Origin of the sequence: Altererythrobacter lutimaris (genome assembly GCF_013371495.1) — a bacterium.
GTDB classification, from domain to species: domain Bacteria; phylum Pseudomonadota; class Alphaproteobacteria; order Sphingomonadales; family Sphingomonadaceae; genus Erythrobacter; species Erythrobacter lutimaris_A.
This window is the reverse complement of the sequence record NZ_JABWTA010000001.1, coordinates 1184856-1200459: the sequence shown is the minus strand read 5'-3', so window position 1 is coordinate 1200459 and position 15604 is coordinate 1184856. Positions and strand designations below refer to the sequence as shown.

Here is a 15604-nt window from a genome sequence, read left to right as displayed (position 1 = left end):
GCCAAATGCACAGCAAACGCGTGTTTTCCATCCGAAAAAGGGTGTAATCACTGTTTCAGGCGGTTAAGGTCGCCCGCAATGCATGGTTTTGCCAATCCCAAACGATTTCTTGCGCTTGCTAGCTGGTTGACACCGCTGCTCCTTGTGAGCGGTTTGGTCCTGACCGCAGTCGCACTTGTGTGGGGTCTCACCAGCGTTCCACCGGACCGGTTGATGGGTGAGACAGTTCGCATCCTGTTTATCCATGTGCCGGCAGCATGGCTAGGCATGGGCGGCTGGAGCGCCATTGCGATCTCCAGCCTTGTCTTCCTCGTCTGGCGGCATCCGCTTGCAGCGATCGGTGCGCGGGCTGCAGCCGTGCCCGGCATGGTCTTTACTGCGATTTGCCTGGCGACAGGTTCGATCTGGGGGCGCCCGACTTGGGGCACCTGGTGGGAGTGGGATGGACGGCTCACCAGCATGCTTGTGCTGCTGTTCCTTTATGCAGGCTATATTGCTTTGTCGCAGGCCGTAGCGCGAGAAGGCACCTCCAGCCGTATCCCTGCCATTTTCGGCCTGGTCGGCGCGATCAATATCCCGATCATCAACCGCTCGGTCGTATGGTGGAATTCGCTCCACCAGCCACCCAGCATCACCGTCGGGAAAAGCGCGATTGATCCGGCATTCCTTGTTCCGTTGCTGATCGCCGTTCTCGGCTTTTCGCTCATATTTGGCGCGGTGGTCCTCGCCCGGATGCGCGCGCTTATCGCAGAGGTCCAAGTCGAAGCGCGTTTGCGGAGACAGGCGTTAGCTGCATGATGGAGCCTGATCCCAATCTCGTGCGCGAAGCGCTCAATCAATGGAACTTCGTCATTGCGTCCTACGTTGTGGGTGTAGGCGGTACGCTTGCCATGATCGCATGGAGCTGGTTCGACATGAAACGGGCCGAAACCAAGCGAGAAGCGGTCAAGCAGCGCGGTAAAGACAAAGGATCACCCTCGTGAAAGCGAAACATCAACGGCTGACGCTGGTTGTGCTGGCGCTGGTAGCGCTGATTGGCGCCGGATTGCTCGCCGCATGGTCGCTTCGCAGTCAGGCGAACTTCTTTTATTTGCCCGATCAGATGGTCGAAGCACCACCGGAAGTCGGACAGGCTGTGCGGCTCGGCGGCATGGTGGCTGAAGGTTCAATCGAAACGCTTGCAGACGGCATCACAGTCGCTTTTGTTGTTACCGATCAGGAAGAGGCGCGGGTGCCTGTGCGTTACGCCGGTATCGTGCCTGACCTTTTCGTCGAAGGTTCGGGCGTAGTGGCAGAAGGCAGCCTTGATGCTGAAGGCACATTCATCGCAACCAATCTGCTCGCGAAGCATGACGAGAATTACGTGCCGAAGGAACTTCAGGAAATGAGCCAGCATCAGGCCGCACAGGCTTATGCTGAGACGACGGAAGGCAGTTACTAGAGTTAGTATGAAGGGCCGCGACCAAATGACCGGACGCAACGGATGATTGCGGAGCTTGGCCTTGTGGCCCTGTGGCTGTCGGCTGCGCTTGCCGTGCTGCAGCTGCTTGGCGGCGCACTGGCACAGCGCGACCCTGACAGTGGGATAGCTGCACTGGTCCGTCCGGCTGCTGTGCTGCAAGGTTTTCTCGCCGCGTTTGCCTTTGTGATGCTGCTGTGGCTGTTTGCTATCTCGGACCTCTCAGTAAAGCTGGTCGCGACCAATTCGCACTCGATGAAGCCGATGATCTTCAAGCTGTCGGGCGCGTGGGGCAACCATGAAGGCTCCATGCTGCTGTGGGTCACAGTGATGGCAATTGCTGGCGCGATGATCGCAGGGCTTGAGAAGCGTTTGCCAGAAAAGACCATGCAGGCAACACTTGCTAGCCAGGGCTTCGTGGCGCTGGGTTTCTATGCATTCCTGCTGTTGAGCTCCAACCCTTTCGAGCGCTTGCCGCAGCCTGTTCCGGAAGGCATGGGGCTGAACCCGCTGCTGCAGGACATCGGCTTGGCCTTCCATCCGCCGACGCTCTACATGGGCTATGTCGGTCTTTCGGTTGCGTTCTCTTTCGCGGTCGGCGCCTTGTTGACGCGGCAAGTCACCCCGGAGTTCGCGAAGGTCATGCGGCCCTGGGTTCTGGGTGCATGGGTCTTCCTCACTATCGGGATCACGGCTGGTTCTTACTGGGCTTATTACGAGCTCGGCTGGGGCGGCTGGTGGTTCTGGGACCCTGTGGAGAACGCTTCGCTGATGCCATGGCTTGCGGCGACCGCTCTGCTGCATTCGGCCAGCGTGCTCGCGGCACGTGATGCCTTGCGTGCCTGGACAATCATGCTCGGCGTCGTCGCCTTTTCCATGAGTATGGTGGGAACATTCCTCGTGCGCTCCGGCATCCTCACAAGCGTGCACGCTTTTGCTGTGGATCCAGAACGCGGCAGCTTCATCCTGTTCCTGCTGACGCTTTATATTGGCGGCGCTTTGCTGGTCTTCGCTTTGCGCGCAGGCAGTGTGGCGGAAGGCAAGCGCTTCTCCGCATTCAGCCGCGAAGGCGCGCTGGTGTTCAACAATGTGATGCTGACCGCGATCCTGGGCGTGGTCCTGCTGGGCACGCTTTATCCGCTGCTGACGGAAGCCTTCGATGTGCGCGTGTCGGTCGGCCCGCCTTACTTCAATCCGGTGAGCGCGGTCTTCGCGATCCCGATGATGCTGGTGATGATGGTCGGGCCTCTGCTGCGCTGGCGCGGCGATAGCTGGGAGCGGCTGAAAGCGCCGGTCATTATGCTTGCCTTGCTCACAGTCGGCGTAACCGTTTTGATCCTGCTGTTTGACGATGTCGCGATCCTGCCTTTGCTGGGGCTTGGCGTTGCGGCTGGTCTTGCTGTGGCAAGTTTCCTCCCGTTGAGAGGTCGCAATTTGCTGCGTGTGCCGACAGCGACGTGGGGCATGGTCATTGCGCATTTCGGTCTGGCAGTTGCACTGTTCGGCATGGCGAGCGAAAGCGCTTTCACTAAAGAGCGTTTGGTGGCCGTCACGCCGGGCGAAGTGACGCAGGTTGGCGACTGGAATGTGACGCTGGAAACCGTCGATCCGGTGGCTGGGCCAAACTGGACAGCGATCGAAGCGCGGCTCGCCGTGCAACGCGGCGATGGCCGCATCCACATCATGAACCCGCAGGAGCGCCACTTCTGGGCACCTGCTCAGGAAACGACCGAGAGCGCACTGCTGACCCGCTGGGACGGCCAATTCTACGCCGTGCTAGGCAATCCGACGCCGGATGGCCGCTGGCAGCTCAATCTGTGGTGGAAGCCATTCGTGACTTTCATCTGGTATGGCGGACTGCTGATCTCGCTGGGCGGGATGCTTTCGATCATCGGACGGCTCAGAAGTGATTTGCGCCGCCGGTCAGCGACACGGAAAGGGAAAGCGCGCCGCGCGGATGTCGCCGCGTCCAAACGTCCGCCTGCGGCCGAGCCTGCCGGAGCTACGGCATGAATTGGAAGCTCTGGATCCCGCTCGGCATCTTTGCCTTCTTCCTCGGGCTGTTTGGTTATCAGCTGACGCAGCCCAAGGACGAATTCATTCCATCGACCATGATCGGCAAACCGCTGCCCGAATTTGACTTGCCGCCTGCAATGGACGGGGTGGAAGGCGCAGGCTTTGCGGACTTTGCAGATGGAAAGCCGAAGCTGCTCAATATCTGGGCGAGCTGGTGTCTGCCATGCATCGCCGAGGCGCCGCATCTTGAGAGCTTAAAGGAACAGGGCGCCGAGATTATCGGTGTTGCGATCCGCGACAAACCTGAGGATGTGGCCGAGTTCTTAAGCAATCACGGCAATCCTTACACGCGGATTGGTTCGGATGAATTGTCCGCGATCCAGATCGAAATCGGTTCGTCCGGCGTGCCGGAAACATTCGTGATCGATGGGGACGGCGTTATCCGCTACCAGCATATCGGCGACGTTCGCGAAAGCGATGTGCCCAAGTTGCTAGCCCAGCTTGAGGAGGCGGGCCGATGAGAGCGCTACTTCTCGCGGCCCTTGCCCTCATCGCAGCGCCTGTCGCCGCGCAAGATTCGCTGCCGCCTGCGCCCTATGCGTACACGCAGCTTGAAGACCCTGCGAAAGAAGCCGCGGCGGTTGCGCTGATGGAGACGATCCGCTGCCTCAAATGCCAGAGCCAGTCGATAGCCGACAGCGATGTGCCTATGGCGGGCGACATGCGCCATCAGGTCCGGGTGAAGATCGAGCAAGGCGAAGACCCGGAAGCGGTCCGCGCATGGCTGATGGAACGCTATGGCGATTATGTGAGCTACAAGCCTGCGGTCAGCTCCACGACATGGCCGCTCTTTGCCATTCCTGCATTCCTTGTCCTGCTCGCGCTGGTCGTGCTGGGGCGGCGGCTTGCACGCAGAGGTGACGATCTGGATGATGCACCAACGCAAGGTGATGCGACATGAGCTGGCTGCCCATCCTCGCCGTTGCGATTGTCGCTTTCCTGCTCGCGGCGTTTGTATTGCGCATCCCGAAGCCCGGCTGGGCGCTGATGGCGTCTGCCTTGATGCTGGGCCTTGCGGGCTACGCTTTCCAAGGCAATCCCGGTTATGCGGGCGCACCCAAAGCAGCGCAAGAACAGGTTCAGGAAGTCTCCGGCGAAGCGCTCGTGGCCGCGCGGCGCGGACTTTTCTCGCCCACTGATGTAGTGCCAGACTATCTGACAGTGTCGGACGGTTTTGCGAGGCGCGGACGCTATAAGGATGCAGCGGACGTGTTGAAAAGTAGCCTGCGCGAAAATCCGACTCATGGGGAAGGGTGGCTCGCCTTGGCGCTCGCTTTGACGGAGCACACAGGCGGACAAGTGACCCCTCCCGCAGTACAGGCCTTCGGCCGGGCAGAAGCCAATCTACCGGGTCATCCTGCTCCCGGATACTTCCTGGGGACCGCATTTCTACGCTCCGGAAGGCCCAATGAAGCGCGCCAGGTGTGGGTCGATCTCCTTGAAAAGACACCGGAAGATGCGCCCTGGCATGGCGATCTCACTTTCCGTATCGCGCAGGTTGACCAGATGATCGAGATGATGCGCCAGATGCAGGAACAGCACAACGAAGGCGGCTAGTGCCGGGACGCCCCATGGGGCGGTGTTGCGGGGGCTAAGACAGAGTGCTAAGCGCCGCCGCCTTGCGCGCAACCCCGTGAAAAGGGAACGCGCGTGTAAAGGGATCAAGCCTCATTGTCCGAGGCGCGGGTAGGGAAATCCTTGTCGGCTATGAGCGCAGATACCACGCCTCCAACGCCAAACCTTGAGGATGGCAAGTCCGGCCAAAGCCACGGGCAGGGTGCGTCCAAGGCCGCGCTTGCCGTCGGCGCGATCGGGATCGTGTTCGGCGATATCGGGACAAGCCCGCTCTATGCTTTCCGTGAGACATTTGCGGGTGCAGCCAACATCGCGATTGACCGCATGCATGTGCTGGGCGTTGTCAGCCTGATCTTCTGGTCAATGCTGCTCGTCGTGGCGATCCAATATGTCACCATCCTCATGCGCGCAGACAATAAGGGGCAGGGCGGTAGCTTGGCTCTCGTCGCTTTGCTTTCGCGCCATATGGGCAAGTCCGCCTATGGCTGGCTGATCGTGCTCTTGGGCGTGTTTGCGACGAGCCTGTTTTACGGCGACAGCATGATTACGCCCGCAATTTCGGTTCTGTCCGCGGTTGAAGGCCTCACTGTCGTCAATCCGGGTTTCGAGCGTTACGTTATTCCCGTTGCACTCGGCCTGCTTGTGTTCCTGTTCCTGCTCCAAAGGCGCGGAACAGCGAAGGTCGGCGCGTTATTCGCTCCGGTGATGATCGTATGGTTCACTGTGCTTGCGGGCATGGGCGGATGGCAGATCATCCAGAACCCCGACATCTTGTGGGCGCTCAACCCCTATTACGCCGTCATGTTCTTTGTCACGGACGGCTTTGTTGCCTTCCTTGCACTGGGCGCTGTGGTGCTCGCTGTGACAGGTTCAGAGGCGCTTTATTCGGACATGGGGCATTTCGGACGCGGACCCATGCGCCTCTCCTGGTTCGGCTTCGTCATGCCGTGCCTTCTGCTCAATTACTTTGGACAAGGCGCGATGATCGCAGGCCTCCCACCGGAAGAAGCCGCAGTCGTCGTCCAGAACCCCTTCTTCTTGCTCGCAAGCGAGGAATGGCGCTTGCCGCTGGTGATCCTCGCCACGGTTGCGACTTTCATCGCAAGCCAGGCGGTGATCTCCGGCGCGTTCTCGATCACGCATCAGGCGATCCAGATGGGCTTCATGCCGCGCCTTTCCATCCTGCACACGAGCGAGACCGAAGAAGGCCAGATCTACATCCCCTTCATCAACTGGTCGCTGATGATCGCGGTGATCCTGCTGGTGCTGACGTTCCAGAGCTCGTCTGCCTTGGCGAGTGCTTACGGGATCGCGGTTACCGGCGCGGTCACGATCGACACTCTGCTGATGGCCGTATTGTTCGTCGGCGTGTGGAAATGGAAGTGGTGGTACGCCGCGCCCGTAGTCCTCGTCTTCCTGATCGTCGACGGAGCATATTTCGCAGCGAACCTCACCAAGGTGCCGGATGGCGGCTGGTTCCCGCTCATGGTCGGATTCATCGCCTTCACTCTGCTCACGACCTGGGCGCGCGGCCGAAAGCTGATGCGCGAGCGGATGAGCGAAGTGGCGCTGCCGATGGAAATCTTCGCGAAATCAGCCAAGAACTCCGCCATTCGCGTGCCCGGCACAGCGATCTTCATGGCGTCCGCGACGGCGGGTGTTCCGGCGGCGCTGTTGCACAATATCAAGCACAACAAGGTGCTGCATGAACGCGTCGTGATCCTGACGGTGCAGATCGAGGAAGTGCCCTATGTCGATCCGTCTGAGCGATGCGAATATCACGACCTTGGCGACGGGTTCTATCGCGCGGTGCTGCATTACGGCTTCATGGAAAAGACCAATGTGCCTGAAGGGCTCAAACAGCTGAAGCAATGCGGCGGCGAGTTTGACATGATGCAGACAAGCTTCTTCTTGAGCCGTCAGACGCTGCTGCCGTCCGACAAGCCCGGCATGCCGATCTGGCGCGAGAAGATCTTCGCTTGGATGCTGCGAAACTCAGCGACCGCGATGGAGTTCTTCCGTCTGCCGACAAACCGAGTTGTGGAGCTGGGCAGTCAGGTTGAGATTTAAGGGGGGGCACGGAACGTCTGCTACCGCCCCAGTTGCAGACACTGTGAGACTTGCTAATTCGAGCGAATGAGGCTTCCCAAGATCCGCAACGTGATGGGATGTTTAGGCGTCCTGGTCATGTTTATTTTTTTTGCTGCAGTCTGGGCGTCGTTCGAGGCTGGTTACCTCCCTACACGATCTTTCGACTCCGCCGAGTGGCAGGGCGAGCGGCCAACTGACCAATATCCAAGACTAGAAATGGTGGATGACCTGATCGACAGTGATCGACTTGATCGAATGACGCGCGATCAGGTTTACGCAATCCTCGGAACACCTCCTGAAACGTCATATTTTTCTGATTGGGATGCTGTGTATTGGCTTGGCCCGGAGAGAAACTACATCCTTCGCCTCGACTCGGAGTGGCTAGTCATTAGATTTGATGACGACGATGTCGTCTCTGAATACCGACTTGTTAGGGATTAGCCAGCGTCCGCTTTCCACTCCAAAATCCGTCATCCCAGCGAAAGCTGGGATCTAGAGCCAACCAGAACAGCACTTGCGGCTTGAGATCCCAGCTTTCGCTGGGATGACGTGAATAAGCGTCAACGATTAGCCGACATTTCCTACCTGCGCCGCTCGCGATACTTGAAGCGCGTTCTTTGACCTCGTCGATCCCCGTTCCAGCTCAGCTGCAAATACGAGCATCTCGCGCGCTTTCGTCTTCACACGCCGAAGCGATAAATCTCCGTCACACCCCAGAAATTGCTCACCGCATGGATAAGTATCAGTGGAAGCAGCTTCCGGTCGAAAGCAAGGTAAAGACACCCCATCATGAGTGAGAATATCCCTGTGGAGATTCCTCCCGCCATGCCCTGATAAAAGTGACCTATCGCGAAGGCTAAGGAACTGACGATCACCAACGGGATCGCAGCATGCTTCCCGAACAAAGTCATGCCCCATCCGATAAAGAAGCCGCGAAAAGTCACTTCCTCGATTACACCGCCGAACAGCAGCGCAACGATCAAGAGCTCCATGTAGGCGCCCGCATCGCCTTGAACGTCAGCAAATTGCGACAGATCGATTGCGGTGCCTGTCACTTGCTCTGCGAAGCTGTCCATCAAGGGGTTAAGCAGCAATCCGACTACGCTGCCGAGCACAAGGCCTAAGGCCAGCGTCACCGGCCAGCTCTTGTAGATCATCTGGAATACGGCCGCGCGGGCCGATGCGCTGGTCATCAGGATCAGCGCTGTCGACCCGAGCCACAACAAGGCAGTCAAATCCGTTTCAAAGATCAGAGGTAGCAGCGGGGCCAGCCAAAGCAGCCTGAGAAACCAAAGAGGTTTGCCAGCCAACGGATCGAAGAGCAGTTTCATTTCCGCGCGCTATCAATCGGGCTCTGCGACTGCAAGCAGGGACCCGGGAGCGAGGGGCGATGCTCGATGACTGACGCTCTGACGAGGTTGATCGACTTGCACCGCTGAACATTTCCTACATCCGCCGCTGGCGGTACTCGAACCGTGCTCTTTGACCTCGTCGATCCCCGTGCCAGCTTAGCCTCCAATACGAGCATCTCGCGCTGCGCAAGTGTTGGAAATTATCTTGCGTGTTACGCCTTGAGGTTTCTTCTCCAGGACTGTGTAACATGCGTATCCAACATGGCCTGCCATGCGCGGCAACAGCATAGCAAAAGGGCGCCACCATGGCTGGCAGCGCCCTTTCAGACTTTCGCGAAATGCTGCGTTCAATCAGCCCAGATTGGCAGAAACCATCGTCCACATCATCGGGATCGACAGCAGCGTGTTCAAGCGGCTTGCGATCAGCGCGCGCGGTGCCGCAGCGGCTTTCTCTTCTGCGCTTGCTTCAACAATGCCGAGCACCTTCTTCTGCGCAGGCCAGATGATGAACCATACGTTGAATGCCATCACCAGCGCCATCCACATGCCCGCACCGATCAGGTTCACATTGCCAGCACCGCGGAATGTCAGCGCATCGACCATGTAACCGTTGATCATCGCGATCCACAGGCCAGTGACCACTGTAAGCAGCGCAGCCCAGCGGAAGAAGAACAGCGCGCTCGGCGCGATTGTGCCGGTGACCGCAGGCTTATGCTCGTCTGCAATCTTGGGCATGCTCGGCACTTGCACGAAGTTGAAGTAGTACAAGAGGCCGATCCACAGCACGCCGAAGAACAGGTGCAGCCAGCGCCCGATGGAATTGCCGTCGATCATCGCGGTGTCCGCGAAGCCGAACATTGTCGCCACGGCTGCGAGCAGCCCGACGAGCATCACAAGATGTAGATTTCCGAAAAACTTGGCCATGGATGTTCTCCCCCTTTGATGACCTTCCCATTGCCTCCAGCCGCGACCCAGACCGGAATGGCTTGGACCCTAAGCTTGGATTTTCACGCTTGGCAAGCGGTGAGCGATCAGGACTGGGGAGGGGGAGGCGGTGCCTGCTCTTCGGGTTCGTCCTCGTCCTCGCCACCATCGAGCGAGAAGCCATGCTTCAACAGCATCGGTATCTGGCTGAAAGTGAAGAGGAAAGTCAGCGGCAGGATGACCCAGAAATCGGCCCAGAGATAGGTCTCGAACTTGCCGTTTTCGAAATTGTAGAGGTAGCGCAGGACTTCGTTCACGCCTGCAAGGAAGAAGAAGAACAGCCCCCAATTGCGCGAAAGCTTGAGCCAGCCTTGCTCGTCCACCCCTTCAAAGGCTTGCTGGAGCAGTATCTGCAAGAAGGATTTGCCGCGCCAGACGCCGATCAGCAGCGCCGCGCCGAGGATCGAGTAGATGATCGTCGGCTTGACCTGAATGAACAGCGGATCGCCGAAGAAAATGGTCAATGCGCCAAATCCTACGATCAGCACCGTTGAGAAGATCAGCATGGGTGAGACCGAGCCGAATTTCCATTTGCTCACCAGCAAGGCGATAACCGCAGCGACCATGAAAGCGAGGGTCCCGTTGATGACCGCAGCAATTTCGCCCGCGGGATCGCTCTCAGCGGGCGCGGACCACTTGTAAACCCCGATAAAGATCACAAGCGGGCCGTAATCAACCAGCAGGTTTTGCCAGCTGGATTTTGGCTTGGCGGCAGGGGTTTCGACGTCGCTCATCACGCAACCCCTGCAATGACCCGCGCGACCAGGTCCGGGTCGAACGGGCGCAAATCGTCAATCTTCTCGCCCACACCGATGGCATGAATCGGCAGGCCATATTGCTCTGCAGCTGCGACAAGCACGCCGCCGCGCGCAGTTCCGTCGAGCTTGGTCATTATGAGGCCGGTGACGCCTGCAACTTCCTTGAACACGTCAATCTGCGAAAGCGCGTTCTGGCCATTGGTAGCATCGAGCACCAAAACCACGTCATGCGGCGCCTCTTCGTTCAAGCGCCCGAGCACGCGACGAATTTTTGCAAGCTCGTCCATCAGCTCACGCTTGTTTTGCAAGCGGCCAGCCGTGTCGACAATCAACGCGTCAATGCCTTGATCGGTAGCGGCTTTGACCCCGTCGAAGACAATGCTGGCCGGGTCACCGCCTTCAGGTCCCCGGATGAGCGGTGCGCCGATGCGGTCTGCCCAGGTCTGGAGCTGGCCGATAGCCGCGGCGCGAAAGGTGTCGCCTGCCGCAAGCATTACGCCATAATCATCTTCCTTAAAGAGATGCGCGAGCTTGGCGATGGTGGTGGTCTTGCCGGAGCCATTGACCCCGATCACAAGGATGACTTGCGGGCGCGGGAAGGCCGTGATCTCAAGCGGCTTTGCCACAGGGCGCAGGATTTCTGCGATCTCTTCTGCAACCGCTTCCTTGAGCTCCTGCTCCGTCATCTCAAGGCCAAAGCGTTTGTCCGACAGGCGTTGGCGAATGCGCGCCGCAGCTGCTGGTCCGAGGTCTGACACGATCAGTGCGTCTTCAACATCGTCCAGCGTCGCATCGTCAAGCTTTGCCGTGCTGACAACGCTCGTGAGGTTCTCGCTCAGCCGTTCTGATGTCTTGCGAAAGCCGCCAAACAGGCGGTCTTTCCAGCTTGTACCGCTCATTCAAGCAGTCCTTCCTGCGATCGGGTGGGCGTGATGCGGACGATCTGTCCGGCTGTCGTGCCTTGCGGCAGTCTCACGCGGGCGAAGTTCGGTGCATAGCCGGTTCCATCCTTCTCCGCGAGCACTTCTAACGGCTTTCCTACGAGAGACTGAAGCCATTTTTGTCGGACTTGACTGACTGCTTCGCGCAGTTCTGCTGCGCGCTGTTTGATGAGAGACTTGTCATGTTGGGGCATGCGTGCGGCCGGTGTTCCTTCGCGCGGAGAGAACGGGAAGATATGGCCATGCACGATATCGAGCTCGCGAATAATCGAGAGGTTTTCAGCCTGGTGGGATTCTGTTTCAGTCGGAAAGCCCGCAATCAGATCAGCGCCAACGGCGAGGTCTTGACGCCTTGCCTTAAGGCTCGAAACCAGGTCGACTGCGTCGTACCGCAAATGCCGCCGCTTCATGCGTTTCAGGATCAGATCTGCACCGTGTTGAAGCGACAAGTGCAAATGCGGCATCAGGCGTTCTTCGATAGCGAACAGATCGAACAATTGCTCATCAATTTCAATACCATCGAGTGAAGACATGCGAAGGCGCTTCACCTCGGGAAAGGTGTCCAGCACGCGGCCGACAAGTGCGCCGAGAGACGGTCGAGACGCGAGATCATGTCCCCAACTGGTCACGTCTACACCAGTTAGCACGACCTCTTTCGCGCCAAGCTCCAAGTGCGTTTCGACTTCGCGTAGAACCTCGTCGATGCTGAGCGAGCGGCTTTGCCCTCGGCCTTGCGGAATGATGCAGAACGTGCAGGCGTGGTCGCACCCATTCTGGACAGCGATGAAAGCACGGGTCCGGGTCGGGATGCGATGTTCCCCTTGTGCAGGCACATTCCATGCGCGCGCATCAAGCTTGGCTGCGTTGGCGATCAAGCCGTCGACTTCAGGCATTGAAGCGATCTGTTCTCGCTCAATATCGGCAGCGCAGCCTGTCACCAAAAGTCTGGCATCCGGACGAGCGCGCCGCGCTTTGCGGATAGCTTGCCGGGTCTGGCGGACAGCCTCGTTCGTCACAGCGCAGCTGTTGATGACAACGAGATTGTCCTCGCCTTTGAGCATTGCACGCATCCGCTCGCTCTCGGAGATGTTCAAGCGGCACCCCAGCGAAATGACTTCAGCAGAGCCGGTCATGCAAAATCGTCCCACTCGAATTCACCGCGGAAGCTTTCGACAGCAGGCCCGCTCATGAAGACGGGGCCTTGCCCGTCCCATTCGATCTGGAGGCTGCCCCCTGGCAAGTGCACCGCCACCGGAGACTTCACGTAGTTGCGCCGGATTGCTGCAACGGCCGTAGCGCATGCGCCGGTGCCGCAAGCGCGAGTGAGGCCCACACCGCGTTCCCAGACGCGCAGGTTGATCTCGCCCAACTGAATGTCGGCTACATTCACGTTCACGCGCTCAGGAAAAAGCGGGTCGACTTCGATCTCCGGACCAAGGCGGTCGAGCTGCACCTCTTCGGCATTCTCGACAAACACAATCACATGCGGATTGCCGACATTTACGGCACTCGGGTTCTCAAGCTCCTCCCAACTGACCGGCATGAACTGAGTATCCATCGCATAAGCGATCGGGATCTGATCCCATTCGAAACGCGGCACGCCCATGTCGACGCGCGCGCCGCCGTCGGAAGGCTCCAGCGCAATCAGTCCCCCGTCGGTTTCAACCTTCGCAGGCTCGCCAGTGAGCACGGCTACCGCGCGAGCCGCATTACCGCACGCTTCCACTTCGCCGCCGTCTGAGTTGAAGATGCGCATGCGAAAGTCAGACATTTTGCTTGGCTCAAGCACGATCAGCTGGTCGCAACCAATGCCGGTCCGGCGATTAGCAATCGCAGCGGCGAACGAACTGGAGATTTCGGGCAGAATCTGCTCGCGCGCATCCAGCACGACAAAGTCGTTTCCCAGACCGTGCATCTTGATGAAGCGAACACGCATAGCGGGCAGCGCTGTATTCGCGCCTAGCCTCTGCGTAAAGGTTAGAAGCTGCCTGGCGCTCAGGCTTTCGCGACTTTGGGTGCGGGCGCTTCCAGCGATTGATCTGTATCGCTGCCAGAAATGCGGCCCGATGATAGGGCAGGGCGTTCCTTGGCGAGCTTGCCGGCTTCCTGCAGACGGCGACGCACCGTATTGGCATCTTCCGGCTTGCCGTATAGATAGCCTTGGCCCTTCAGATGACCCATTGTCTTGAGTGCATCGAGGATTTGCTGGTCTTCGATACCTTCCACAGTGATCGGCATGTCCAATCCGTTGCCAAGCGAGACAATGGCATCGATGATCTTGGAGTTGGCATCAGTCTTTCGGAGCTCCGTCACGAAACTGCGGTCAATCTTCAAGCGATCAAACGGGAGGCTGCGCAGCTGTTCAAGCGAAGAGTAGCCTGTGCCGAAATCGTCCAGGCTCACTCGCACACCTTGGTTGCGCAGGCTGGAGAGCATCGAACGGACCATGCCAACATTTTCATGCAAGCAGCTCTCCGTGATTTCGATCTCAAGCCGATGATTAGGGAAATTGTGCTTCACCAGCATTTTCAGCAATCGCTGGGGGAACCAAGGGTCGCGCATTTGTACTGGCGAGATATTGACGGAAAGGCTCAGATCATCAGCCCACTCCTTGGCATCATTGAGCGCTTGCTCGATCAACTGCTCGGAGAGATCGGAGATCAATCCAATATCTTCGGCGATCGGGATAAAGACTTCGGGGCTGACAAGGCCAAGCTCAGGCGAATGCCAGCGCGCGAGCATCTCAAACCCGGTGAGCTCGCCAGTCGAGAGATCAACTTGCTGCTCATAGTACGGGACAAACTCGCCTGCCAGCACACCGCGTTTGATGCCCACTTCGAGTTCATTGCGGAAACGCAGCTCGTTTTCCATGTTCGGCTCGAACCAGTAGAAACGGTTCTTGCCGCGTTTCTTGGCATGATACATTGCAATGTCTGCGCGGTGCATGAGAGCCGTGGCATCAGCCGGCTTTGATCCGGCCTGTGAAGAATCTCTGTCTGTGGCCACCCCGATCGACATAGTCGCTTCGATCTTCATGTTGTCGATCATGATGCCTTTGCCAAGGCTCTCGAACAATTGCATCACAAGGTCATCAATGCGCTTCATGTTCATGTTTTCAAACGGCATGACGAAAGCAAACTCATCTCCGCCGAGGCGCGCGAGCAGCGCGTCATTCGGGAGTTTTTCGCGCAGTCGATCTGCAAGCGTGGTCAGCACTGTGTCGCCAGCAGTGTGGCCATTCATGTCATTGATCTGTTTGAAATTGTCGATGTCGACCATGACAAAGGCGATGGATTTTCCATGGGCATTGCTGCGGGCTCGCAGGTCTTCAGTCGCTTGAGCCATAGCGCGCCGGTTGAGGCAACCTGTCAACGGATCGGTTTCAGCTAGGCGCCGCGCGGTCTCTTCCGCTTTGCGGCGTTCTGACACTTCGTCCATCAATTCGCGATATCGGCGCCATCCAAAAATTATCAGCGCGATGTTAAGCAGCATTGCTGTCACCAGCAGATTGTCAGGGCTTGAGCCATTGCCCAACAATGACCGCATGACGCTCGGCATGACTTTGCTGCCGGTTGCAACGAACAGCAGAATAGCCGCAACAGCTATGCCAAGCGCGATCAAATCTTGCTCAGCCTTGCGAATCTTCGGCATCATCATTGTCGCGCTACCCTTGTCCCCATGCAGCTCGAGATCTGGTTTGATCGGCTTCGCCCCCCCCGGGGCGCTCGATAGGGTGATATGCGATATGCTCTTAAAGATACGGTTAATCCCAGATTTTTGAGCGGCTTGGGGTGGTTCAAGGCAAAGCGGCGCGGTAGGAGCGAGAGTATCTGGGCCGGACTTCAAGATCGCAGGAGAGCAGAACGTGGCGCGCTATTGGCTGATGAAATCAGAGCCATTCAAATATAGCTGGGACGACCTGGTTGCTGAAAAGGAAGGTGTTTGGGACGGAGTGCGCAATCATCGCGCCAAGAACAATCTTGCTGCAATGAAGGTTGGCGAAGAGGCGTTCTTCTACCATTCGCGCGAGGGGCTGGAGATAGTCGGTATTTGCGAGATCAGCGTCGACGGCATCATGGACCCGACCGATCCTGAAGGGAAATGGGCAGCGGTCAAAGTGAAACCGAAGACCAAGCTTCCGCAGCCGGTTACGCTCAAACAAATCAAAGCCGAACCCAAGCTCGCCGATTGCGAGCTGGTGCGCTTGTCGCGGCTTTCCGTCGCTGAGATCACGCCGGCGGAATGGAAGATCATCTGCAAGATGGGCGGTCTCTGAGTCCTATTAAGTGTGCCGTGTCAGTCAGACATCTAAGCTCTGCCAAATGACGAAATTTCCACAGGAATTGGCTCGCTGCGTGGTTAATGTCC

General features: G+C 58.2%; 17 protein-coding genes. 10 read left to right on the top strand and 7 right to left on the bottom strand.

The window, feature by feature from the left end; genetic code table 11:
* The first annotated feature begins 78 nt into the window (after positions 1-78).
* The 9 genes from ccmC to bamE all read left to right on the top strand — a co-directional run bounded on the left by ccmC (position 79) and on the right by bamE (position 7642).
* Entirely contained in the window at positions 79-798 is a 720-nt protein-coding gene (gene ccmC, locus HUO12_RS05775) for a heme ABC transporter permease CcmC (protein ID WP_176272685.1), read from the top strand.
* Positions 795-983, top strand: a complete 189-nt coding sequence (locus tag HUO12_RS05770; RefSeq protein ID WP_176271649.1) for a hypothetical protein — start codon at positions 795-797, stop codon at positions 981-983. Before ccmC ends, HUO12_RS05770 begins: the two co-directional genes overlap by 4 nt.
* Complete coding sequence (ccmE, locus tag HUO12_RS05765; RefSeq protein ID WP_176272684.1) at positions 980-1441, top strand: cytochrome c maturation protein CcmE; 462 nt, start codon at positions 980-982, stop codon at positions 1439-1441. Before HUO12_RS05770 ends, ccmE begins: the two co-directional genes overlap by 4 nt.
* Positions 1442-1483: 42 nt before the next feature.
* Positions 1484-3472, top strand: a complete 1989-nt coding sequence (locus HUO12_RS05760) for a heme lyase CcmF/NrfE family subunit (RefSeq protein ID WP_176272683.1) — start codon at positions 1484-1486, stop codon at positions 3470-3472.
* Complete coding sequence (locus HUO12_RS05755) at positions 3469-3996, top strand: DsbE family thiol:disulfide interchange protein (protein WP_176272682.1); 528 nt, start codon at positions 3469-3471, stop codon at positions 3994-3996. Before HUO12_RS05760 ends, HUO12_RS05755 begins: the two co-directional genes overlap by 4 nt.
* Positions 3993-4436 carry a cytochrome c-type biogenesis protein gene (locus tag HUO12_RS05750; protein WP_176272681.1) on the top strand — a complete coding sequence of 148 codons (444 nt, stop codon included), beginning with the start codon at positions 3993-3995 and terminating at the stop codon, positions 4434-4436. Before HUO12_RS05755 ends, HUO12_RS05750 begins: the two co-directional genes overlap by 4 nt.
* Positions 4433-5092 (top strand): tetratricopeptide repeat protein, encoded by a 660-nt coding sequence (locus HUO12_RS05745; protein ID WP_176272680.1) that lies wholly within the window; start codon positions 4433-4435, stop codon positions 5090-5092. The genes HUO12_RS05750 and HUO12_RS05745 overlap by 4 nt, the downstream gene beginning before the upstream one ends.
* 150 nt (positions 5093-5242) lie before the next feature.
* The gene (locus HUO12_RS05740) at positions 5243-7180 is read left to right on the top strand and encodes a potassium transporter Kup (protein ID WP_176272679.1); all 1938 of its coding nucleotides are present in this window, start codon (positions 5243-5245) and stop codon (positions 7178-7180) included.
* Between the two features lie 117 nt (positions 7181-7297).
* Positions 7298-7642 carry an outer membrane protein assembly factor BamE domain-containing protein gene (gene bamE / locus HUO12_RS05735; protein ID WP_176272678.1) on the top strand — a complete coding sequence of 115 codons (345 nt, stop codon included), beginning with the start codon at positions 7298-7300 and terminating at the stop codon, positions 7640-7642.
* Positions 7643-7881: 239 nt separating this feature from the next.
* On the opposite strand, the gene HUO12_RS05730 is transcribed toward bamE, so the two are convergent.
* From HUO12_RS05730 to HUO12_RS05700, 7 genes are all read right to left on the bottom strand, one after another.
* The gene (locus HUO12_RS05730; RefSeq protein WP_176272677.1) at positions 7882-8532 is read right to left on the bottom strand and encodes a CPBP family intramembrane glutamic endopeptidase; all 651 of its coding nucleotides are present in this window, start codon (positions 8530-8532) and stop codon (positions 7882-7884) included.
* 372 nt (positions 8533-8904) lie between these two features.
* Complete coding sequence (locus HUO12_RS05725) at positions 8905-9477, bottom strand: urate hydroxylase PuuD (RefSeq protein WP_176272676.1); 573 nt, start codon at positions 9475-9477, stop codon at positions 8905-8907.
* 107 nt (positions 9478-9584) lie between these two features.
* Positions 9585-10271 carry an inner membrane-spanning protein YciB gene (locus HUO12_RS05720; RefSeq protein ID WP_176272675.1) on the bottom strand — a complete coding sequence of 229 codons (687 nt, stop codon included), beginning with the start codon at positions 10269-10271 and terminating at the stop codon, positions 9585-9587.
* Positions 10271-11194 carry a signal recognition particle-docking protein FtsY gene (ftsY, locus tag HUO12_RS05715; protein ID WP_176272674.1) on the bottom strand — a complete coding sequence of 308 codons (924 nt, stop codon included), beginning with the start codon at positions 11192-11194 and terminating at the stop codon, positions 10271-10273. Before ftsY ends, HUO12_RS05720 begins: the two co-directional genes overlap by 1 nt.
* Positions 11191-12369, bottom strand: coding sequence for a MiaB/RimO family radical SAM methylthiotransferase (locus HUO12_RS05710; protein WP_176272673.1), 1179 nt, complete (start codon positions 12367-12369; stop codon positions 11191-11193). Before HUO12_RS05710 ends, ftsY begins: the two co-directional genes overlap by 4 nt.
* Complete coding sequence (gene dapF / locus HUO12_RS05705) at positions 12366-13172, bottom strand: diaminopimelate epimerase (protein ID WP_176272672.1); 807 nt, start codon at positions 13170-13172, stop codon at positions 12366-12368. Before dapF ends, HUO12_RS05710 begins: the two co-directional genes overlap by 4 nt.
* Before the next feature lie 59 nt (positions 13173-13231).
* Positions 13232-14893, bottom strand: a complete 1662-nt coding sequence (locus HUO12_RS05700) for an EAL domain-containing protein (RefSeq protein WP_176272671.1) — start codon at positions 14891-14893, stop codon at positions 13232-13234.
* Between the two features lie 208 nt (positions 14894-15101).
* Between HUO12_RS05700 and HUO12_RS05695 the strand changes: the two genes are divergently transcribed.
* Entirely contained in the window at positions 15102-15512 is a 411-nt protein-coding gene (locus HUO12_RS05695; protein WP_332310376.1) for an EVE domain-containing protein, read from the top strand.
* Positions 15513-15604: the final 92 nt, after the last annotated feature.

Coding starts and splice junctions, on each gene's coding strand:
- ccmC (WP_176272685.1), top strand. CDS start 79: ATGCATGGTTTTGCCAATCCCAAACGATTTCTTGCGCTTGCTAGCTGG.
- HUO12_RS05770 (WP_176271649.1), top strand. CDS start 795: ATGATGGAGCCTGATCCCAATCTCGTGCGCGAAGCGCTCAATCAATGG.
- HUO12_RS05760 (WP_176272683.1), top strand. CDS start 1,484: ATGATTGCGGAGCTTGGCCTTGTGGCCCTGTGGCTGTCGGCTGCGCTT.
- HUO12_RS05755 (WP_176272682.1), top strand. CDS start 3,469: ATGAATTGGAAGCTCTGGATCCCGCTCGGCATCTTTGCCTTCTTCCTC.
- HUO12_RS05750 (WP_176272681.1), top strand. CDS start 3,993: ATGAGAGCGCTACTTCTCGCGGCCCTTGCCCTCATCGCAGCGCCTGTC.
- HUO12_RS05745 (WP_176272680.1), top strand. CDS start 4,433: ATGAGCTGGCTGCCCATCCTCGCCGTTGCGATTGTCGCTTTCCTGCTC.
- HUO12_RS05740 (WP_176272679.1), top strand. CDS start 5,243: ATGAGCGCAGATACCACGCCTCCAACGCCAAACCTTGAGGATGGCAAG.
- bamE (WP_176272678.1), top strand. CDS start 7,298: ATGTTTATTTTTTTTGCTGCAGTCTGGGCGTCGTTCGAGGCTGGTTAC.
- HUO12_RS05730 (WP_176272677.1), bottom strand. CDS start 8,532: ATGAAACTGCTCTTCGATCCGTTGGCTGGCAAACCTCTTTGGTTTCTC.
- HUO12_RS05725 (WP_176272676.1), bottom strand. CDS start 9,477: ATGGCCAAGTTTTTCGGAAATCTACATCTTGTGATGCTCGTCGGGCTG.
- HUO12_RS05720 (WP_176272675.1), bottom strand. CDS start 10,271: ATGAGCGACGTCGAAACCCCTGCCGCCAAGCCAAAATCCAGCTGGCAA.
- ftsY (WP_176272674.1), bottom strand. CDS start 11,194: ATGAGCGGTACAAGCTGGAAAGACCGCCTGTTTGGCGGCTTTCGCAAG.
- HUO12_RS05710 (WP_176272673.1), bottom strand. CDS start 12,369: ATGACCGGCTCTGCTGAAGTCATTTCGCTGGGGTGCCGCTTGAACATC.
- dapF (WP_176272672.1), bottom strand. CDS start 13,172: ATGCGTGTTCGCTTCATCAAGATGCACGGTCTGGGAAACGACTTTGTC.
- HUO12_RS05700 (WP_176272671.1), bottom strand. CDS start 14,893: ATGATGATGCCGAAGATTCGCAAGGCTGAGCAAGATTTGATCGCGCTT.